Origin of the sequence: Burkholderia sp. Bp8994 (assembly GCF_003853805.1) — a bacterium.
Lineage (GTDB): Bacteria > Pseudomonadota > Gammaproteobacteria > Burkholderiales > Burkholderiaceae > Burkholderia.
The window spans coordinates 127,852-147,081 of the sequence record NZ_QTQH01000013.1 but is presented as its reverse complement, the minus strand read 5'-3'; the positions used below and the strand labels follow the sequence as shown (position 1 = coordinate 147,081).

17 protein-coding genes and 2 pseudogenes are annotated in these 19,230 nt (G+C 64.0%); 14 read left to right on the top strand and 5 right to left on the bottom strand.

Annotation, left to right across the window (positions count from 1 at the left end; translation table 11 throughout):
* Positions 1–291: 291 nt before the first annotated feature.
* A pseudogene (locus DIE04_RS16390) lies at positions 292–609 on the top strand (helix-turn-helix domain-containing protein); the annotation flags it as partial.
* A gap of 86 nt (positions 610–695) precedes the next feature.
* Here DIE04_RS16390 and DIE04_RS16385 read toward each other — a convergent pair.
* The 3 genes from DIE04_RS16385 to DIE04_RS16375 all read right to left on the bottom strand — a co-directional run bounded on the left by DIE04_RS16385 (position 696) and on the right by DIE04_RS16375 (position 5,612).
* Positions 696–3,794 (bottom strand): efflux RND transporter permease subunit, encoded by a 3,099-nt coding sequence (locus DIE04_RS16385; RefSeq protein ID WP_124485448.1) that lies wholly within the window; start codon positions 3,792–3,794, stop codon positions 696–698.
* Complete coding sequence (locus tag DIE04_RS16380; protein WP_124521717.1) at positions 3,791–4,918, bottom strand: efflux RND transporter periplasmic adaptor subunit; 1,128 nt, start codon at positions 4,916–4,918, stop codon at positions 3,791–3,793. The genes DIE04_RS16385 and DIE04_RS16380 overlap by 4 nt, the downstream gene beginning before the upstream one ends.
* A gap of 76 nt (positions 4,919–4,994) precedes the next feature.
* On the bottom strand, positions 4,995–5,612 hold the full coding sequence (locus tag DIE04_RS16375; protein ID WP_124485450.1) for a TetR/AcrR family transcriptional regulator: 618 nt from the start codon (positions 5,610–5,612) through the stop codon (positions 4,995–4,997).
* A gap of 92 nt (positions 5,613–5,704) precedes the next feature.
* Here DIE04_RS16375 and DIE04_RS16370 point away from each other — a divergent pair, with 92 nt between their 5' ends.
* The 7 genes and pseudogenes from DIE04_RS16370 to DIE04_RS16340 all read left to right on the top strand — a co-directional run bounded on the left by DIE04_RS16370 (position 5,705) and on the right by DIE04_RS16340 (position 13,901).
* The gene (locus DIE04_RS16370; protein ID WP_409333452.1) at positions 5,705–7,177 is read left to right on the top strand and encodes an efflux transporter outer membrane subunit; all 1,473 of its coding nucleotides are present in this window, start codon (positions 5,705–5,707) and stop codon (positions 7,175–7,177) included.
* A 236-nt stretch (positions 7,178–7,413) separates the two neighbouring features.
* Positions 7,414–8,346 carry an AraC family transcriptional regulator gene (locus DIE04_RS16365; RefSeq protein WP_124521720.1) on the top strand — a complete coding sequence of 311 codons (933 nt, stop codon included), beginning with the start codon at positions 7,414–7,416 and terminating at the stop codon, positions 8,344–8,346.
* Positions 8,347–8,720: 374 nt separating this feature from the next.
* Positions 8,721–10,190, top strand: coding sequence for a catalase (locus tag DIE04_RS16360; RefSeq protein ID WP_124521722.1), 1,470 nt, complete (start codon positions 8,721–8,723; stop codon positions 10,188–10,190).
* 66 nt (positions 10,191–10,256) lie between these two features.
* Positions 10,257–10,898, top strand: coding sequence for an HD domain-containing protein (locus tag DIE04_RS16355; RefSeq protein WP_124485454.1), 642 nt, complete (start codon positions 10,257–10,259; stop codon positions 10,896–10,898).
* Positions 10,899–11,057: 159 nt separating this feature from the next.
* Positions 11,058–11,804, top strand: a complete 747-nt coding sequence (locus DIE04_RS16350) for a glucose 1-dehydrogenase (RefSeq protein WP_124485714.1) — start codon at positions 11,058–11,060, stop codon at positions 11,802–11,804.
* Between the two features lie 545 nt (positions 11,805–12,349).
* A pseudogene (locus DIE04_RS30390) lies at positions 12,350–12,658 on the top strand (DUF3331 domain-containing protein); the annotation flags it as partial.
* A 535-nt stretch (positions 12,659–13,193) separates the two neighbouring features.
* Positions 13,194–13,901: an SDR family NAD(P)-dependent oxidoreductase gene (locus DIE04_RS16340; RefSeq protein WP_124521724.1), complete on the top strand. Its 708-nt coding sequence runs from the start codon at positions 13,194–13,196 to the stop codon at positions 13,899–13,901.
* A 139-nt stretch (positions 13,902–14,040) separates the two neighbouring features.
* Here DIE04_RS16340 and DIE04_RS16335 read toward each other — a convergent pair whose 3' ends face one another.
* On the bottom strand, positions 14,041–14,973 hold the full coding sequence (locus DIE04_RS16335) for a LysR family transcriptional regulator (protein ID WP_124521726.1): 933 nt from the start codon (positions 14,971–14,973) through the stop codon (positions 14,041–14,043).
* Positions 14,974–15,312: 339 nt separating this feature from the next.
* Between DIE04_RS16335 and DIE04_RS16330 the strand changes: the two genes are divergently transcribed.
* The 6 genes from DIE04_RS16330 to DIE04_RS16305 all read left to right on the top strand — a co-directional run bounded on the left by DIE04_RS16330 (position 15,313) and on the right by DIE04_RS16305 (position 18,565).
* Positions 15,313–15,777, top strand: a complete 465-nt coding sequence (locus DIE04_RS16330) for a RidA family protein (protein ID WP_124485458.1) — start codon at positions 15,313–15,315, stop codon at positions 15,775–15,777.
* Between the two features lie 271 nt (positions 15,778–16,048).
* Positions 16,049–16,468 (top strand): organic hydroperoxide resistance protein, encoded by a 420-nt coding sequence (locus tag DIE04_RS16325; RefSeq protein WP_124485459.1) that lies wholly within the window; start codon positions 16,049–16,051, stop codon positions 16,466–16,468.
* Positions 16,469–16,534: 66 nt separating this feature from the next.
* Positions 16,535–16,861, top strand: a complete 327-nt coding sequence (locus DIE04_RS16320; protein ID WP_124521796.1) for a DUF4148 domain-containing protein — start codon at positions 16,535–16,537, stop codon at positions 16,859–16,861.
* 90 nt (positions 16,862–16,951) lie between these two features.
* Positions 16,952–17,278 (top strand): DUF4148 domain-containing protein, encoded by a 327-nt coding sequence (locus DIE04_RS16315; protein ID WP_124521797.1) that lies wholly within the window; start codon positions 16,952–16,954, stop codon positions 17,276–17,278.
* Positions 17,279–17,350: 72 nt separating this feature from the next.
* Complete coding sequence (locus DIE04_RS16310; RefSeq protein WP_124521728.1) at positions 17,351–17,680, top strand: DUF4148 domain-containing protein; 330 nt, start codon at positions 17,351–17,353, stop codon at positions 17,678–17,680.
* 141 nt (positions 17,681–17,821) lie between these two features.
* Complete coding sequence (locus tag DIE04_RS16305) at positions 17,822–18,565, top strand: GNAT family N-acetyltransferase (protein WP_124521730.1); 744 nt, start codon at positions 17,822–17,824, stop codon at positions 18,563–18,565.
* A gap of 123 nt (positions 18,566–18,688) precedes the next feature.
* Here DIE04_RS16305 and DIE04_RS16300 read toward each other — a convergent pair whose 3' ends face one another.
* Positions 18,689–19,144: a MarR family winged helix-turn-helix transcriptional regulator gene (locus tag DIE04_RS16300; RefSeq protein ID WP_044843621.1), complete on the bottom strand. Its 456-nt coding sequence runs from the start codon at positions 19,142–19,144 to the stop codon at positions 18,689–18,691.
* Positions 19,145–19,230: the final 86 nt, after the last annotated feature.

The window sequence follows — 19,230 nt, the reverse complement described above, 5'->3', positions numbered from 1 at the left end:
ACGGCGTCTGGCGGGCGGCCGTCGGGGGCATTGCGTGCCGCAGGTTTTTGCTGAGGCGGGGTTCACGCTGCAAGAAAGGTGGCTGCGCGTGACTGGTGAGGAAGGAGGCCGGTGGTGTGCGGCGGGGATTTCAGGGGCGTTTTCGGGTGAATTTCATATTTGACATAATCTCAATTATCGATATGACTGGTTGTAGTAGCTTTTTAGAAATGTCGTGTTCTGGCTACTTAGAAATGTCGTGTTTTGACCTCGGTATGCTGGCCGGTTCTTTGCGGGACCACGGAGCCGGCCATGTATCCAGGTGCATTGGTGACACTGAACATGCGAGAACTCGACCGTCTGAAGGTAATCCAGGCCGTGGTGGACATGGGACTCAAGCCCGGACGCGCGGCCGAACGACTGGGCGTGACCGTGCGTCAGCTCCAGCGTCTGGTGGATCGTTACCGTGAGTCTGGCGCCGCCGGACTGGCTTCGCGCAAGCGTGGGCGTCCCGGTAATCGGCGGCTGGACGCTGATCTGGCCGATCGAGCACTGTCGATCATCCGTGATCGCTACGCCGATTTCGGGCCGACGCTGGCTTGCGAGAAGCTGTGGGAATGCCACGCATTACCCGGAGTTGCTTTCCGGCCGGACGCGCCGTTGCGGGTTCACATCGACGCCCCGGGCGAGACCGTCATCGCCCGGAGCGCACCGGCCTACGTCGTCACGCTGGCGCTGGGTTCGAGCGCAGAGTGGTTTTCCCCTGCCCCGGGACGGATCTTGAACCAGATCGAGTACATGGCCGGCAGAAACACCAACGTCAGAACCGTTCCGGCGAATGTTCCTCCGATAAGCGTATAAGCCAGCGTGCCCCAGAACACGGAATGGGTAAGCGGAATGAACGCAAGCATCGCGGCGACCGCAGTCAGGATCACGGGCCGCGAGCGCTGCAGCGTTGCCTCCACCACCGCATCGAACGGCGTCATGCCCGCGCGCGCATTCTCTTCGATCTGGCCGATCAGGATCAGCGTGTTGCGCATCAGGATGCCTGAGAGCGCAATGAGTCCCACCAATGCGTTGATGCCGAAGGCCTGATTGAACAGCAGGAGTGTCGGCACCACACCGATCAAACCCAGCGGACTGGTCGCGAACACCATCATCGTGGCGGAAATCGAGCGGGTCTGAAAAATGATGATGAGCAGCGTCAGCGCGATCATGATCGGGAACAGCGGCGCGAGCGCAGTTGTCGCTTTGTTGGCCTCCTCGATGGAGCCGGCCTCCTCGATCCGGTAGCCGCCCGGCAGCTTCGCGATGATGGGCTGAAGCTGCGCGAGCATCGCGGTCGACACATCGGGCGGCTGCAACCCTTCGGCGATATCGCCGCGCACGGTGATCGTCGGCGTTCGGTCGCGCCGGCGCAGGATCGGATCCTCCATGCGGATGTCGACTTTGCCGACCTGCGAGAGCGGCACCCGCTGCCCTGCGGCGCCGATCAGCGTGAATCCGTCGATCCGTTGCGGGTCGAGCCGGATGTCGCCCGCCGAACGCGCGACGAGCTCCACGGAACGAATGTCCTCGCGCACGTGCGTGACGGGAATGCCGGTCAGCAGGAATTGCAGTTGCTGCGCGACCGAGCTGGACGTCAGTCCAAACGCCCCGAGCCGATTTTGATCGAGCGTGAAATGCACGGTGGGAACGCGCGGCCCCCAGTCGGCGTTCACCGTTCGCATCATCGGGCTGGCGTTCATGGTCCGTTCGACCTGTGCGGCGATGGTGCGCAACGTCTGGGCGTCCGGGCCCATGACCCTGAACGCAACGGGGTAAGGCGAGTAAGGGCCGAACACCAGCTGCGTGACGCGAACCTGCGCTCCGGGCACCAACCCTTCGGCGATGACCTTGCGCAGACGGAATTTGAGCGCTTCCCGTTGTCGCTCGTCATTCGTGCGGATCACGATCTTCGAGAAGGACGAATCCGGCAACTCCGGAGACATGGCCAGATAGAAGCGCGGAGCGCCCTGCCCGATGTACGAGGTCACGATCTGCGCTTCCGGCTGCTTCGCGAGCCATGCCTCGACCTTTTCCGTTGCCGACGCGGTCTGCTCGATCGAAGTCCCATAGGGCATCTGCACTTCGACGAGCACTTCCGGGCGATCGGAAGTCGGGAAGAATTGCTTCTTCACGAGCCCCATGCCCATCACGGCGACCACGAACGATGCCACCACGATCCCGGCGACCATCCACTTGCGCGCGACCACGCGCCCGAGGAAGCGGCGAAAGCGCCGGTAGTTCGGCGTGTTGTAGATCGCCTCGTGGCCGCCTTCGATTACGGCGATGTCGGGTAACAGCTTGACGCCGAGGTACGGTGTGAAGACGACGGCCACGATCCACGAGGTGACCAGCGCGATGCCGACGATCCAGAACATGTTGCTGGTGTATTCGCCGGCCGTCGAGCGCGCAAAGCCATTCGGCATGAAGCCGACAGCCGTGACCAGCGTGCCCGACAGCATCGGTGCGGCCGTGTGGCTCCACGCGTAAGCTGATGCCTGGACGCGGCTATAGCCCTCCTCCATTTTCACGACCATCATTTCGATGGCGATGATCGCGTCGTCGACGAGCAGGCCGAGCGCGAGAATCAGCGAACCGAGCGTGATGCGGTCGAAGCTCTTGCCCGTTGCGGCCATGACGACGAAGACGCCCGCGAGTGTCAGCGGCACCGCCGCCGACACGACGATGCCGACACGCCATCCCATGCTCGCGAAGCTCACGACCATCACCACGAGCAGCGCGACAAAGAACTTCACCATGAATTCGTCGATGGCCGAATGGATGTTGACGGCCTGGTCGGTCACTTTCGTGAGGCTCACGCCCAGCGGCAGCCCGGCATTGATCGATGCGACTTCCGTGTCGAGCGCCTTGCCGAGATTGAGCCCGTTCCAGCCGTCCCGCATCACGACGCCGAGGAGCAACGCCGGTTCGCCTTTGTTGCGAATCTGGAACGTGGCCGGGTCTTCGTAACCGCGTTCGACGGTCGCCACATCGGAGAGCTTCAGTGTGCGGCCCTGAACGACGATTGGCGTGTCACGGATGGTCTGCAGCTTGTCGAAGGCGCCTTCGACACGAATGAAGACCTGCGCGCCCGCCGTATCGATCGAACCAGCCGGCGTGAGAACGTTCTGGTTGTTCAGCGCGGCAAAGATCTCCTGCGGCGTCACGCCGAGCGTCGCGAGCCGGTCGTGCGAAAACGACACGTAGATCCGTTCCGCCTGCTCGCCGATGATGTTCACCTTCTTGACGCCCGGCACATGAAGAAGCCGCTGGCGCAATCCCTCGGCGTCGCGCACCAGCAATCGTTGCGGCTCGCCTTTCGCCTTGAGCGCGAACAGCGCGAACGTTACGTCGGAATACTCATCATTGACGAGCGGGCCGATCACCCCGGGCGGCAGGTTGCCCGCTTCATCGTGCAGCTTCTTGCGCGCCTGATAGAACTCCTCGGGCACGTCCGCGGGCGGCGTACTGTCGAGCAAGGTCACGGTGGTGAAGGCCAGCCCCGGACGCGTATAGGTCTCGGTCCGGTCGTACCAGCGCAGCTCCTGCATGCGCTTTTCGAGCGGCTCGGCCACCTGGTCCTGCATTTCCTGCGCGGTCGCGCCGGGCCATGCCGTAATGACCGTCATCGACTTGACGGTGAATGGCGGATCTTCGGCCCGCCCCAGTTTCAGGAAGGCAATCACGCCGGCGATCGAAATCAGGATGATCAGAAACAGCGTGACCGAGCGCTCCCGCACCGCAAGAGCCGACAAATTGAAGCCGCTCATTGCGCGGCTCCTTGCGTGGAGACGGATGCCGCGGCCAGCTTGTCGTTGGCGAGACGCACGCGCTCTCCGTCGTGCAGCAACTGGGCACCGAGCGCGACGACCTGGTCGCCTTCGCGAAGATCGCCAGTCACCGTCGCACTGTCGTCGCTCAATGCGGTGACACGAACCTTGTGCCAGGTCACACGCGATTGAGATCGATCGACGGTCCAGACGCCGGTGCCGGTGCCCGTGCCCGGATCGAACAAGGCGCCGACCGGCACCACCATGCCGGCCTGTGTCTGGCCGGCATCGCCGGCGAGATCGATGGTCACGGTCGCGCCGAGCGGTGCATTCGAGAGCGCGCCCTCGAGGACGTATCTCGCCTCGTAGGTCCGTGTCAGCCGATCGGCAGAATCGGAGAGCTGGCGCAGGACGGCGGGAACGGGCTTCTGGTCCGCGCCGTAAAGCGTCGCCGCGGCAATCGAGCCGGACGCGGGACGCAGCGTCTCGGGAAGCTGGACGACGGCCTCGCGGGGGCCGGCATGCGCGAGCCGCACGACGATTTGTCCCGGCGCGACGACCTGGCCCGGCTCCGCCAGCGTCTCGACCACCACGCCGTCGGCGTCCGCCATGACGACGGCGTATCCGGAAGCATTGTTGGCGAGCACGGCCTGCGCCTGCGCTGCGACGAGCTGGGCCCTGGCGGAATCGGCGGCCGCCTTGAGCTGGTCGTAGGTCGATGCCGACACCGCGCCCGCCCCGACGAGATCCCGATACCGCGCCTCGTCGGCAGCCGTCTGCGTCGCGCGCGCCTGCGCAGCGTCCACGAGTTTCTGCTGCGCACGGGCCTGCAGCCCCAGATCGATCGGATCGATGCGCATCAGGGGCTGGCCGCGCTTGACCGTTTGGCCCGCGTCGACCAGTCGCTCGATGACTTTACCCTGAACGCGGAAACCGAGATCGCTCTGAACGCGGGCGCCCACGACACCCGAAAACGACCGGCTCGCACCCGCCGCACCGTGAACGGCGCTTGTACGGACCAGTGGCGCCTCGGTACGCGGATCAGCAGCCGGATGCTCGCCGCATGCTGCGAGCGCAAGCGAAGCCAGGCCCAATGTGTAGACAAGACGATGGCGCCGGAACATGAGATCCCCTCTCGCAAAGAACAGGAGACCTCATTCTGATACCGGTGACTAAATCAGTCAATAGTCACAGCGAGATTCATGGAGCAAGACTTCTGAGTACCAGGCTCGCGAGTTGGGCCGTCGCCTCTTCCGCGCCATCGAGGTTGTACTGCAGCAGCAAGGGATTGAAGTAAGGCTTCATCACCAGAAAGATCGCGTTCACCGCCTCGTCCGGCGGCGTCTTGCGTTCGAATTCGCCGGTTTCTCGTCCGAGCCGCAGGATATCGGCGATGAGTTGCCGGATCTGGTCCTCATAACTCTGGACAGATGGCCAGAGCGATTCGGCCGACACGGCGGCAATATCGTAGAGCTTGCGATCCTGGAAGAAAAGCTGGCCTCCGGTTGAAAGTAAGGTCTTGAACATGCAGCGAAATTTTTCCGTCGCACTGTGCGCGCCGTCGATGTTTTCCCTGACTGCGGCGATCATCGCGGCGAGGCGATTGGCGCAGATGACCTGACCGATCGCCTGTTTGGAGTCGAAAAACTTGTAAATATAGGCTTTTGAAAACCCGATTTCCTTCGCGAGATCGGAGACCGTGGTTTTTTCGTAGCCGTAACGGCTGAAGTATTCCGTCGCGGCGTCGACGATCTGGGCGCGAACTTCGTGGTCCGAGGGGCCACGGGACGAAGAGGTGGAGGGAGTCGGTTTGTTCATGCCTCAAGCTTAGTCCGACGCTCGTCAGTTGACAACGTGTGACCATATTGTATATTGGTCACTATATTTCCCCTCCCGTTGTCGCTCCCGAGATGATCATGCCCTTGCGCCGTCCACTTGTTCTCCTGACTAGCGTCGCCGCCCTTTCGGCGTGCGCCGTGGGTCCCGACTACCGCCGCCCGGATGCGCCGCTGGCGCAGCACTACATGACCCAGCCGCCCGCCCGCGCGGCAAAGGCGCCGGTTGCCGATCTGTCCGCATGGTGGGAAAGCTTCAACGACCCGCTGCTCACGCATTACGTTTCGCTGGCGCTGGCCCAGAACCTGGACCTGGCCCAGGCCGTCGCGCAAATCACTCAGGCGCGCGCGCGCCTCGGCACGGCCAACGCGGCGCTCCTGCCGTCGGCCTCGGTTTCCGCGTCGGCGGCACGAGCCTATCAGTCTGTCGATACGCCGTTGGGGCGATTGCTCAACGCCACGCCGGGGTACGAGCGCTGGGGCACCGCGTACGAAACCAACCTGGAGGCCGGTTGGGAGATCGACATTTTTGGCGGTCTGCGCCGTCAGCGTGAAGCCGCGCTCGCCGATTACTCGGCAACGCAGGCGGCGGCAGTTGCCACCCGGCTTGCCGTCGCGGCCCAGACTGCCGATATCTACGTCACGATCCGGGGGCTCCAGGCCCGTCTGGATATCGCGACCCGGCAGGTGCAGACGCAGCAGGCGCTTCTCGCAGACGTGAAACTCCTGTATTCGAAGGGCGCGGCAGCCGACTATCAGGTTCAGCAGGCGCAAGGTGCGCTCGACCAGGTGCAGGCCAGCGTGCCCGTCCTCCTCGCGGCGCTTGATGCGGCGTCGAACGCCCTCGACGTGATGCTCGGTACACCTCCTGGCACGCACCGGGCAGAGCTGGGCTCGCCTTCCCCGATCCCCGTCGCGCCGGCGCTCGCGGAAATGGGCACGCCAGCCGATCTGCTGCAAAGACGTCCCGATCTGATCGCCGCCGAACGTCACCTCGCCGCCGCCAATGCGCGCATCGGCGCTGCGATCGGCGAGTACTACCCGACGGTCTCGCTGAACGCCTTCCTCGGCAGCGCGACCTCGGCCGCCGCCGGTACGTTGTTCTCGGGCGGCGCCAACCAGGCGGCCGGCCTCGTCGGGCTGCGCTGGCGACTGTTCGATTTCGCCCGCATCAGTGCCGATGTCGACGCGGCGAAAGGCGCCGACGCGCAAGCGCTCGCGGCCTATCGGCAGGCCGTGCTCCGCGCCTCCGAGGACGTCGAAAACTCGCTCTCGTCATTGGTGAATCGAGAGGCGCAGGCTGCCACGCTGTCGCATGCCGAGTCGTCGTTTTCCCGCGCCAAGGATTCCTCGATGACCGCGTACCGCAGCGGTGCAGCGAGTTTCATCGACGTATTGCACGCCAACGAGACGCTGCTCCAGGCCGCCGACGCGCGTGCACAGGCACAGACGGAATCCGCTCGTGCAGCGATCTCGACGTTCAAGGCGCTCGGCGGCGGCTGGGACCCGGCATCGCACGATGCGCAGACGTCGTTGAGCTCACGCTGACGCCACCGCCCTGCACTGGCGCGCGCAATGGAGCCTGCGCACGTTCCTGGTTCGCGCAATAGCGCACCGCACCATTGACGTGCGCGTCGCGCCCGCAATCGGAGAGCGTCTCGCGCATCACGACACCAGTCGCGCGCCAGTCATCGAATTGCGCTAAATTGGGCCTGTTTTCATTTGAACCCGCCGTCGGGTAAAGGCACACGACGCCTGTACGGGCGCACTCCAAGGCGCGATGAATGAACGATAGGAATCACGTCGATTTCGGGCAACCCGTTGCAGACGACGCCCTCGCCAAACGGTTTCTACTGCGAGATGCGCCCACCGTGCGGGCCGGCGTTTTCTCCCACGGGCAGCCTATCTCGTTCACACGGTTGACGAACCCCCGGCCTCAACCGGGGCGCTCGCTCACGCCGCAACCGGAGGAAGCCTTTGTCTTTCAGATGCCGCTGATACTGAGCCCCGATCCCGGCCTCCGTTATTCAGGCGGTAACCTCGATGCTTCCGCGTCGTGCAGTCCCGGCAGTTGCTTTCTGCTCGACCTGCGCTCGAGCCCGACGCGCCGTCTCGACATGCCGTTCGATACCATGCGGCTCTATCTGGCCCAGAGCGCGATCGAGGAATTCACCGATCAAAAGCGGCGCCGGCGCATAGGCGGACTCGTGCAGCCGCATCTCGGCGCCAGCGACCCGGTGCTGTTCAGTCTTTCGCATACGCTGCAGGCGGTCCTGCAGCATCCCGACCTGACGAGTGCGCTGTTCATCGATTACCTCGCGCTGGCGTTTTGCGAACACGTCGTCACACGATATGGCCGAGCCGATCCGGCGCTCCGGCCGCGCCGCTCGGGACTCGCTCCGTGGCAGATGCGGCGCATCGAAGATTATTTCGCGTCCCACCTGCACGACAATCCTTCGATTGCCGATCTCGCGCGCGAGTGCAATCTCTCCACCAGCTATTTCGGTGAAGCCTTCAAGCAGACGACCGGCAGCACACCCCATCAGTGGCTGCTCAAGCGCCGCATCGAGCGCGCGAAATCGCTGTTGCGGGAAACAGATGCGAGCCTGGCCAGCATCGCATCGGACTGCGGATTTTTCGACCAGAGTCATTTTTCGCGCGTGTTCTCGCGCCTCGAAGGGTGCGGGCCGAAAGACTGGGCGCAGCGGAACCGATAGCGCCGGACAGGTGCGAACGTCGTTATCGGCGCTTGCGCGCCCGCTCGATATGCGTCGACGCGCGACGCACCACCGCCTCTGATCCGAGTTCAACCACTGCCCCGGTGTCCGACGGCCGTCCGCGATTCGTCCATCGAATCGTTGTTTTATACAAGATCGTTCTGGCACCCGACAGGTACGCTTCTCTCACATCGACTCGTCGATGCCTGCGCGGCTCGTCACGGATCGAGCGGGTGGCCGTCGCGGTATGGCCGTTTCTTTTTCACCGCACCCGCCGGGATAGCACGCTGATTTGCCCGTAAAGTTTCGCGCGGCCGCCAGCCTGGAACGGTATGGCGCTGCGCCGGTCCGCCCAACCCTCCTGGAGTCGAGGCATGAAAAACCGCGATACGTCTACGCGTCTTGATCACGCAACGGGCGCGCCCGTTGCCGACAATCTGAACATCGAAACGGCCGGCCCGCGCGGCCCCGCGCTGCTGCAGGATATCTGGCTGATCGAGAAACTCGCGCACTTCGACCGCGAGGTGATTCCCGAACGACGCATGCACGCCAAAGGATCGGGCGCGCACGGCGTATTCACGGTAACGCACGACATCACGCGCTACACCAAGGCAAAACTCTTTTCGGAAATCGGCAAGGCAACGCCCGTATTCATGCGCTTTTCGACGGTCGCCGGCGAGCGCGGCGCCGCCGATGCCGAGCGCGATATCCGCGGCTTCGCGGTGAAGTTCTATACGGAAGAAGGAAACTGGGACATCGTGGGCAATAACACGCCCGTGTTCTTCTTCCGTGATCCGCTGCGTTTTCCCGATCTCAACCACGCGATCAAGCGCGACCCGCGCACGGGACTGCGCAGCGCAAACAGCAACTGGGATTTCTGGACGCTTTTGCCGGAGGCGCTTCACCAGGTCACGATCGTCATGAGCGACAGGGGCATTCCGCGCAGCTATCGCCACATGCATGGTTTCGGCAGCCATACGTTCAGCCTGGTCGATGCCGACAATCGGCGGACGTGGGTAAAGTTTCACTTCCGTACGCAGCAAGGCATCGCGAATCTGACGGACGACGAAGCCGAACAGCTCGTGGGCAAGGACCGCGAAACGCATGGCCGCGATCTTTACGAAAGCATCGAGCGCGGCGACTTCCCGCGCTGGACACTCTTCATTCAGGTGATGAACGACGACGAGGCCAGGTCTCTGCCGTTCAATCCGTTCGACCTGACCAAGGTCTGGCCGAAAAGCGATTTCCCGTTGATCGAGGTCGGCGTACTCGAATTGAACCGCAACCCGGGCAATTATTTCGCCGAGGTCGAGCAGGCGGCCTTCTCGCCCGCGAACGTCGTGCCCGGCATCGGCTTTTCGCCGGACAAGATGCTGCAGGCACGTCTGTTCTCTTACGGCGACACGCAACGGTATCGGCTGGGCGTGAACTTCAATCACATTCCCGTCAATGCGCCGAAGTGCCCCTTCCACAGCTACCACCGCGACGGCGCCATGCGCACCGACGACAACCTCGGCGGCACGCCTTCTTACTATCCGAACAGTTCCGGCGAGTGGGAAGTGCGGCCCGATCTTCACGAGCCGCCGCTGAGAATCGAAGGCGACGCCGCGCATTGGGACCACCGCGTGGACGTCGATCACTTCGCGCAGCCGGGAAACCTGTTTCGCCTGATGAGTCAGGCGCAGCAACAATTGCTGTTCGACAACACCGCACGCCAGATGGCCTCCGTTCAGGCGCATATCCAGGAACGCCACATCCTCAATTGCACGAAGGCCGACCCCGAGTACGGCGCGGGTGTTCGCGAGGCCCTGGCAAGAATCGGGGCGACGACTGCAGCCAAGTAGCCAGCCATTCGCGTGCGGCGTCCGCCACGACGCCGGCGTCCGCTCACATTTCGATGGAGGACCGTCATGTCAGAGTTCATTCAGGATGTCGCGGTGCCCGACAGTCAGCTTGCGCGGGAAATTACCGAGTTCGTGCGCGACACGTCCACCCCGCTGCTCTTTCATCATTCGAGCCGCGTATATTTGTTCGGTGCGCTGGAGGGTGTGCGCCGCGGCCTGAAATTCGATCCGGAACTGTTGTACGCCGGTGCCATGTTTCATGACGTCGGCCTCACCGGAGCGTACAGCAGCGCCACCGAACGCTTCGAAGTCGACGGGGCCAATGCGGCCCGCGACTTTCTCTCGGGCCGGGGCATCGACGCGGCCGACATCGATCTCGTCTGGACGGCGATTGCGCTGCACACCACGCCCGGCATTCCGCGCCATATGCACCCGGTCGTCGCGCTGGTGACCGCCGGGGTCGAGATGGATGTGCTCGGACTGTCGTACCACGCGTTCACGCACGAGGAGCGCGAAGCCGTGACGCATGCGCATCCCCGCCCGCCGCACTTCAAGGAAGAGATCATTCAGGCGTTCTACGACGGCATCAGGCACAAGCCGGAAACCACGTTCGGCAACGTGAAAGCCGACGTGATCGCCGACAAGGAGCCTCATTTCCATCGGGGGAATTTCTGTTCCGTCATCCGCAATTCGGCATGGCCGGGTTGAAGGTGCCGTGTCCCGCGCATCGATGCCCGGCCAGTCGCGCCGCGCCACCCGATCGCGATCGTACGCAGGTCCGCATAGGCAGAAAACACCGGCGATCGCATTGGGCGAGACGGCATGCCGGTGTCCATCAACGGAATCATTCACACTGAGGTGAACATCATGGGCAAGCTTGCACGGAAAGTGGCCGTCGTAACCGGTGCGTCGAAGGGTATCGGTGCCGCCATCGCCAAGGCGCTCGCGGCAGAGGGCGCGTCGATCGTAGTGAACTACGCAAGCAGCAAGACGGGCGCGGATGACGTCGTGTCCGCCATCACCACGGCCGGAGGAAAAGCGGTTGCCGTCGGAGGTGACGTGTCGAAGGCTGCCGATGCAAAAGGCATCGTCGATGCGGCGATCGAAACGTACGGCCGCCTCGACATCCTCGTCAACAACTCGGGCGTCTACGAGTTCGCCCCGATCGAGGCGTTCACGGAAGCGCAATACCGCAGGCAGTTCGACATCAACGTGCTCGGCGTGCTGCTCACCACACAGGCCGCCGTCCAGCACCTGGGCGAAGGCGCCAGCATCATCAATGTCAGTTCGGTCGTCTCGACGCTCACACCGGCGACGACTGCCGTCTACAGCGGCACGAAAGGCGCGGTGGATTCCATCACCGGCGCGCTCGCCCGTGAACTCGGGCCGCGAGGCATTCGCGTGAATACGATCAATCCCGGCGTGATCGTGACCGAAGGCGCGCAAAGCGCCGGGGTGATCGGATCGGAGTTCGAGAGTTCCGCGGTCAGCCAGACGCCGCTCGGGCGCGTGGGCAGACCGGACGACGTTGCGTCGATTGCGGTTTTCCTCGCGTCCGACGACGCAAAGTGGCTGACGGGCGAGCATATCGTCGCCAGTGGCGGCATGCGATGACGCAGGTTCGCGAAACCGCGCACGCAGGTCGGCCTCAAAATCGACGAAACAAGCGTGACGGTCGTTCTGGATTTCTCACGCGTCAGTGCGTCGTCACGTCCAGTTGAAGCGTGACGACCGAAGTTACCGACACGAAACGTCGACGCCCGTACTTTGCAAGTGTGACCTGCATTCGCGGGTCACCTCCCTCTCCCGCTTTTCACGCGTTTTTCGTTCGTTGAACGGTGCGTGGCCGCGGATCGGCGTCAGCACGATCGCACACGCCGGGTTCACGCCGACGTCGCCTTTGACGCTTATCCAATGGCGATCATGAAGCTATGGAAAACACTCCAGGTACCGACGATGTCACGAACGGCATCAGCGACCGGCATCGCTGGGACAGGATTCTCGACGCCCTGCGATCGCCTCCGGCCGCACCGCCCTTTCCGGGAGTGGATGAGCGTGCGTGCATGAGCCACTCAAACCTGGAGGCCGTCCGCATCGTGATTCTCGAGCGCCCGTCAACCGACACCGTTCTCATCTCGTAGAGCAGCTCGACGGCGTGTCGATATGGCGAACAGACCTGGCGGAGAGTTGTTGCCCGAGAGGACGGGGTTTGCATTCTGACGGGCGACTCGATTGCCCGGGGGGATTCGGTCTTTCGTCCAAAGCGCACGCGGAATGCGATGTGCAGCAACTCGATGGCGATGATCAAGGCGTCGTCCATCGATCTGCCGCGGTATCGGGTCGGTCAGACATCGGCCAGGTTGGGCGCGGAACCCAAGCCCTCGACGCCAGACCGGCTCGGAGATCGGCACGCAGATGCTCTCCCCGATCTCGAACCGCACCTTGCCCGACTGTTCTCCGAGGCTTGAGTCGGAGGCCGACGTAGGCGAGAAAAAGGAGACGTACGGACCGTTGCGGTGATTGCAGTTCGATTCGATGCGCCAGCAGATGAGCAAGCCTGGGCCGCGGACGGAACAGGAAGCGTATGCAGGTCAGGTCAGACGCGTTTTCGTACTCGCCGGTTTCGATTCATATCGATGCTATTGTGATAAGAAAAGTTATCCGGACAGATCCGATAAGCCATCGAAGTACCCGGCGCGTCCGGGCACGCCATCGCGCGGCATTGACAGCACTTCCTCGCACGAATCCCGGATTTCACGGCGATTCGACGCGCGGTGTCGCCCGCGATTGCTGCTTCGTTCGCAGCCGCGTCGATTCCCCTTCCGCCGCAACGATCGCCGTCGCGGCCGCCCCGTTCTTTCCCGCATTTGTTCCCGCGACGCAAGACTGTTGGTCCACGGTGGGTGTTCGAACTCCGGCGCGACGCGCCTAAAGTCTGGTCCATCGGATTCATCGATCCGGTCGGCACCGAAGCCGAAAACCAGTCACCTGTCGAGGCATATCATGAGCACATCCAAAGTCATCATCGTCACCGGCGCATCGCAAGGCATCGGCGCGGAGACGGTCAACGCATTCCGCGCCCAGGGCCATCGGGTGGTCGCGACGTCCCGTTCGATCGGCGCGTCGGACGATCCCGGCCTGGTCACCGTCGCGGGCGACATCGGCGACCCGGCCGTCGCGCGGCGCGTGGTCGATACCGCACTCGAGCGCTTCGGCCGGGTCGACACGCTCGTCAACAACGCCGGCGTGTTCATCGCGAAGCCGTTCACGCAATACACCGCCGACGACTATGCGGCCATCACCCGCGTGAACCTGGACGGTTTCTTCCACGTCACGCAGCGCGCGATCGCGGCGATGCAACGCAACGGCGGCGGACACGTGGTCAGCATCACGACGAGCCTCGTCGACCACGCGAACAGCAACGTGCCGTCGGTGCTCGCATCGCTGACGAAAGGCGGACTCAACGCGGCGACGAAGTCGCTCGCAATCGAGTACGCGAAGGCCGGCATCCGCGTGAACGCCGTGTCCCCCGGCATCATCAAGTCGCCGATGCATGCGCCCGACACGCACGCGACGCTCGCCTCGCTGCATCCGGTCGGCCGGATGGGCGAGATGAGCGACATCGTCGGCGCGATCCTGTATCTGGATTCGGCGCCGTTCGTTACCGGCGAGATCCTGCACGTGGATGGCGGCCAGAGCGCCGGGCATTGAGCGGCGACGATGGGAGACTGCGCTGACGCGAATGGCGCGAATGGCGAGCGGGGCGCGGAGCGCGGCGGTCCTGCAACGGCGCAGCCGCGCCATTCGCGCCCCGCTCTGCCCCGTTGCCGGCATTCCACCCCGGACGAGCCTAGCGCGCCCGCTTGCCGGGCGCCTGTTGCAGATGTTCGACGAGAAAGTCGACGAACACGCGCACGCGCGAAGACAGATAGCGCGCGTGGGGATACAGCAGCATGAACGGCCGCGACCGGCCGCCCTGGCCGGACAGCACCTCCGTGAGCGTGCCCTCGCGCAGATCCCGGTCGACGATGAAGCGATAGGTCTGGAACAGGCCCGCGCCGCTGCGCGCGAGCGTGACGCCGGCGAGGACGTCGCCCGACGTGCCGTAGCCGCCGGTCGTCGCGACGTCGATTTCCGCCGAGCCGTCGTTGAACAACCACGGAATCGGCCGGCCGCTGCTCGGGAGCTCGAACTGGATGCATTCGTGCGTGTGCAGATCGTCGACGGCGCGCGGCACGCCGGCGCGTTTCAGGTAGCCGGGCGTCGCGACGACAACGAGTTCCGCATCCTCCAGCTTGCGCGCGACCAGGCTCGAATCCGCCGGCGCGCGGCCGCGGATCGCAAGATCGAAACCCTCCTCGGCGAAGTCGATGTTGCGGTTGCTCAGATGCGTTTCGACGCGCACGTCCGGATATCGCTCGCGAAACGCGGGTAACAGCGGCAACACGCGATAGTGTCCGTACGGCGTCGGCATGCTGATGCGCAGCACGCCGGCCGGCGTGGCCTGCTGGCCCGTCGCTTCGCGCTCGGCGTCGACGAGCTGCGAGAGCGCATCACGGCATTGCTCGAAATAGCGCCGGCCGGAATCGGTCAGGCGGATCTGCCGTGTCGTCCGCACGAACAGGCGTACGCCGAGACGCTCCTCGAGGCGCGCGACCGAGCGGCTGACCGCGGCCGGCGTGACGCTCGCGGCCGTCGCCGCGAGCGTGAAGCTGCCGAGTTCCGCGGCCAGGCAGAACAGCTCGATGCTGCCGAGCAGCAGGTCGTCGAATTTTCTCTGCATGGGGCGCTCCTGCTGCTTCGTGCGTGGCGTGGCCGGCAACGCGAACGTAGGCATCACGGAATCGCGCTCGCGGTGAGCCGGCGCGCGCCGTTTCGTCGCGTGACGCTGAAGCAGCGAGTGTGCATGAATCCCGGCCGGGAAACCAGCGTACCGACGACCGTCGCCGGCAACCGTTCGCGCCACATTGCGCCGCGCGCGATTCGTTACATCGCGTGTCGATTCAATTGCGCGAACGATATTTACCGGCGTCGACCGCCTCAATAGAGTGACTGCCAGAGACCCGTGCGAGTGAATCTTCCGAGCCTGGGCGCCACTCAAGCTTCCCCGAAGGAGCAAGCGATGACGATCGAACAGAAGCTGGCCGAACTCGGCCTCACGTTACCCGAACCGCCGCAACCGCTCGGCAGCTACACGGCCGTCAGCGAAGCCGGCAACCTGTTGTTCATCTCCGGACAACTGCCGCTCGTCGACGGCAAGGTTGCCTATACAGGCCGCGTCGGCGAACGGCTGAACGTCGACGACGGGCGGCATGCGGCGCAACTCGCGGCGCTGAACGTGCTCGCGCAGATCCGCAAACACCTCGGCGGGTTCGAGCGCCTGCATCACATCGTGCGTGTCGAGGGGCACGTTGCGTCGGCGGACGGCTTTTTCGGCCAGCCGGCCGTGATCGACGGCGCATCCGATCTGTTCGCCGCCGTGCTCGGCGACAAGGCCGGACATGCGCGCTCGGCGTTTTCCCAGCGCCAGTTGCCGGCCGACGCAGCCGTGATTCTGGTCGTGATCGCCGAAATCCGGCCGGCGTAGCCGCGTTGTGGTTGCGCGGGCAGCCGCCGTTCCGACGGCGGCCGCCCTGTCCGCGCCCGGAATGTCGCGCGACGCGATCTTTTCGATATAAGGGATGGAACACCGCACATCCTTGCCTGGCAAGGCCGTACACGATCCAGATACATTGAAATACAAAATATCGCATGCGATTTAATCGAATCCGCTTGATGAGGTTCGGCGTCTCGACCAAACTGCATCGCATGCGATCGAATCGCATTAGATGGAACCTTCCAACCTGACGGAGTGAACGATGAGCAAGATCGAAAAAGTGCTGTACACGGGCAAGACGCATACGACTTCCGGCGGCCGCGACGGCGCGGCGCGCAGTTCCGACGGTCGCCTCGACATCCAGTTGTCGTCGCCGGGCACCGCCGGAACCGGCACGAATCCGGAACAACTGTTCGCGGCCGGCTGGTCGGCCTGCTTCATCGGCGCGATGCAACTCGCGGCACGTGCGGCGAAGGTGACGCTGCCGGCCGATCTCGCGGTCGATGCGGAAGTGGACCTGGGCATGGGCGGCAACGCGTACTTCCTGCAGGCCCGCCTGAACGTGAGCGCGCCCGGGCTCGATCGTGACGTCGTGCAGCACATCGTCGACACCGCGCATCAGACCTGCCCGTACTCGAAAGCGACGCGCGGCAACATCGACGTCGAAATCCGCATCGTCTGAACGTTGAATCGGGCGGCCAGGCGCCGCCCTCCCGAATCTCCTGCCATTTTCTTGTCGAGGTAAATGATGAAGACCCAACTGATCGCCGCCCTGCTCGTCGCCGTGTCCGCTGCCGTTGCCGCGCCGGCCTTCGCCAATGAAGCCGTCGTGACGCGTGCGCAAGTGCGCGCCGAACTCGTGCAGCTCGAACGGACCGGCTACCCGCTGAACCGCGCCAGCGACGCGACCTACCCGGACAACCTGCAGGCCGCGCTGACGCAGATCCACGCGGACGACGCGGTGGCCAACGCACCGTCGAACGCGGGCTACGGCGGTGACGCCGTCGCGGCGACGCAGTCGGGCCGACGCGCGGTCGTGCAGATGGCCGAGCGTTCGATCTATTTCGGTCGTTGAGCGCGATCCGCGATTCCGGACGAATCGCGTCGACATGCCGCACATGCCTGAACGCCCCGTTTCTTTCCATTGAATCTGTCGAGGTAAATGATGAAAACCCAAGTGATCGCCGCCCTTCTCGTTGCCGTATCCGCCGCCGTTGCCGCCCCCGCCTTTGCCAATGAAGCCGTCGTGACGCGTGCGCAAGTACGTGCCGAGCTCGCCCAGCTGCAGCAAGCCGGCTATGTGCCGGGCCGCGCGAACGATCCGCACTATCCGGACGACCTGCAGGCCGCGCTGACGCGTATCCATGCGAACGACACCGCCGCAGCCGATACGGCGACGTCCGGTTACGGCAGCGACGCGGCAGCCGGCACGCAGTCGGGCAGCCGTCCTGCCATGCGGGTCGCCGAGCGCTCGATCTACTTCGGCCATTGAATGAAATCGCGATCGGCGCCGATTGCCGGCGTGCGACGCCCACACTCCGATCACTCTTTTCTGTCGAGGTAAATGATGAAGACCCAACTGATTGCTGCCCTGCTCGTCGCCGTGTCCGTTTCCGCTGCCGCACCGGCATTCGCGACCGAAAGCACCGTCACGCGCGCGCAGGTGCGGGCGGAACTGGCCGCGCTCCAGAAGGCCGGCTACCTGCCGAATCGCCCGAACGATCCGAACTATCCGGAGAATCTGCAGACCGCGCTGAAGCGGGTGCGCGACAACGCTGCGACAGCGGCCGATACCGACGCATCCGGTTACGGCACCGACGCCGACGGCGCGACGCAAGCCGGCAGCCGGAACGTCGTTCGCACGGCCGAGCGCTCGATCTACTTCGGTCATTGAGCACCGCGCCGAAATCGACGACGTCATCCATCAAATAAAGCGTATGCGATATAATCGTATGCGCTTTTTGTTCGTCTGAGACCTGAATGGACGATCGCGTCTATGCTGTGCGACGAACGACCTTCAATCAGGGAGCAGGCAATGCGGCAAGCAACGACGGGGAACGAAGGAAGCGGAGCGCATCCGCTCGACAACGCCGTTTGGCATGCGCTCGCCGGCGAGCAGCAGCGTTTTGCGCTCGGCGACGAGCGCGCGCGGCGCTTTCCTCCCGAACTCGCGCCCTTTGCCGGCCTCGCCGAGCGCAGCCCGGCCGCTTTCGACGCGTTGCGCGCATTGATCGACACGCACGGGCCCGCGGCACTGGTCACGCCTGACGAGATCCCGACGCCGGGCGGATGTTCCGTGGTCCGGCGCGCGGTGCTGCATCAGATGATCTGGCAGGGAACGCCTGACGATGCGCAGCCGCTGGAGCATGTCCGGCTGACCGAAGTCGACGTACCGGCCATGCTCGAGCTGATCGCGGCGACGGAGCCGGGTCCGTTCGGCCCGCGCACGATCGAATTCGGCGGCTATCTCGGTGTACGGAGAGAAGGACGGCTCGTGGCGATGGCCGGTCAGCGACTGACTGCCGGCGGCCATACGGAGATCAGCGCCGTGTGCGTGGATCCCGCCTTTCGCGGCCAGGGCCTCGCGGCCGGACTGATCCGCGCATTGATCGCGCGGATTCATGCGCGGGCGGAAACGCCGTTTCTGCATGTGCTGTCGTCGAATCGCGTCGCAATCGAGCGCTATCTGGCGCTCGGTTTCACGATCCGTCGCGACATGCAATTGCTGGTGTTGGGGCGTGAGGATACCGGGACGGGCCAGCCCGAGCGTCAGCCGTAAGCAACCGGGCGCAGCATTGCAAAAGTCGGTCCGGACGGCCGGAAAAGCATGGAAATCGTGGAGGAAGCCGGCTGCAATCGTATCCCGGCTCGACATCGAGCCGGCGGCCAGGCTATTCGTGGTTTACTCGTCGATCGAATCGATCAGGTTGCCGCGCAGCGTGACGATCGCCTTCTGCATCTTCGCGAATTCGTCGGGTTTGAGCCCGGTGGCTTCGACGAGATTCATGTCGAGCCCCTTCTCGCGCACGCGGCGACCGCTTTTCGTCAGGCTCACGACCACCTGACGCTCGTCCGACGGATCGCGGTGCCGTTCCAGATAGCCCATCGCCTCGAGCTTCTTCAGGATCGGCGTCAGCGTGTTCGATTCGAGGAACAGCTTTTCGCCGAGCTGCCCGACCGTCTGGTCGCCCTCCTCCCACAGCGCAATGATCGTGATGTATTGCGTGTACGTGAGGCCGAGCTCCTCGAGGATCGGCTTGTAGGCCTTGCCGAACGCGAGGTTCGTCGAGTAGATCGCAAAGCACAGGAACTCGGAAAGCTTCGGCGTGGCGGGCGATTGGGTTTCGGTCGGTTTCATGAGCATCCTCCATCGACACGGGGGCGTGTCGCAGATGAATGCATTATATATCGCGTGCGATCTTATCGGAAGCATGATTATCGTTT

Excerpts from the sequence above, each read along its gene's own strand:
- DIE04_RS16385 (WP_124485448.1), bottom strand. The coding sequence starts at position 3,794 with ATGAGCGGCTTCAATTTGTCGGCTCTTGCGGTGCGGGAGCGCTCGGTC.
- DIE04_RS16380 (WP_124521717.1), bottom strand. The coding sequence starts at position 4,918 with ATGTTCCGGCGCCATCGTCTTGTCTACACATTGGGCCTGGCTTCGCTT.
- DIE04_RS16375 (WP_124485450.1), bottom strand. The coding sequence starts at position 5,612 with ATGAACAAACCGACTCCCTCCACCTCTTCGTCCCGTGGCCCCTCGGAC.
- DIE04_RS16370 (WP_409333452.1), top strand. The coding sequence starts at position 5,705 with ATGATCATGCCCTTGCGCCGTCCACTTGTTCTCCTGACTAGCGTCGCC.
- DIE04_RS16365 (WP_124521720.1), top strand. The coding sequence starts at position 7,414 with ATGAACGATAGGAATCACGTCGATTTCGGGCAACCCGTTGCAGACGAC.
- DIE04_RS16360 (WP_124521722.1), top strand. The coding sequence starts at position 8,721 with ATGAAAAACCGCGATACGTCTACGCGTCTTGATCACGCAACGGGCGCG.
- DIE04_RS16355 (WP_124485454.1), top strand. The coding sequence starts at position 10,257 with ATGTCAGAGTTCATTCAGGATGTCGCGGTGCCCGACAGTCAGCTTGCG.
- DIE04_RS16350 (WP_124485714.1), top strand. The coding sequence starts at position 11,058 with ATGGGCAAGCTTGCACGGAAAGTGGCCGTCGTAACCGGTGCGTCGAAG.
- DIE04_RS16340 (WP_124521724.1), top strand. The coding sequence starts at position 13,194 with ATGAGCACATCCAAAGTCATCATCGTCACCGGCGCATCGCAAGGCATC.
- DIE04_RS16335 (WP_124521726.1), bottom strand. The coding sequence starts at position 14,973 with ATGCAGAGAAAATTCGACGACCTGCTGCTCGGCAGCATCGAGCTGTTC.
- DIE04_RS16330 (WP_124485458.1), top strand. The coding sequence starts at position 15,313 with ATGACGATCGAACAGAAGCTGGCCGAACTCGGCCTCACGTTACCCGAA.
- DIE04_RS16325 (WP_124485459.1), top strand. The coding sequence starts at position 16,049 with ATGAGCAAGATCGAAAAAGTGCTGTACACGGGCAAGACGCATACGACT.
- DIE04_RS16320 (WP_124521796.1), top strand. The coding sequence starts at position 16,535 with ATGAAGACCCAACTGATCGCCGCCCTGCTCGTCGCCGTGTCCGCTGCC.
- DIE04_RS16315 (WP_124521797.1), top strand. The coding sequence starts at position 16,952 with ATGAAAACCCAAGTGATCGCCGCCCTTCTCGTTGCCGTATCCGCCGCC.
- DIE04_RS16310 (WP_124521728.1), top strand. The coding sequence starts at position 17,351 with ATGATGAAGACCCAACTGATTGCTGCCCTGCTCGTCGCCGTGTCCGTT.
- DIE04_RS16305 (WP_124521730.1), top strand. The coding sequence starts at position 17,822 with ATGCGGCAAGCAACGACGGGGAACGAAGGAAGCGGAGCGCATCCGCTC.
- DIE04_RS16300 (WP_044843621.1), bottom strand. The coding sequence starts at position 19,144 with ATGAAACCGACCGAAACCCAATCGCCCGCCACGCCGAAGCTTTCCGAG.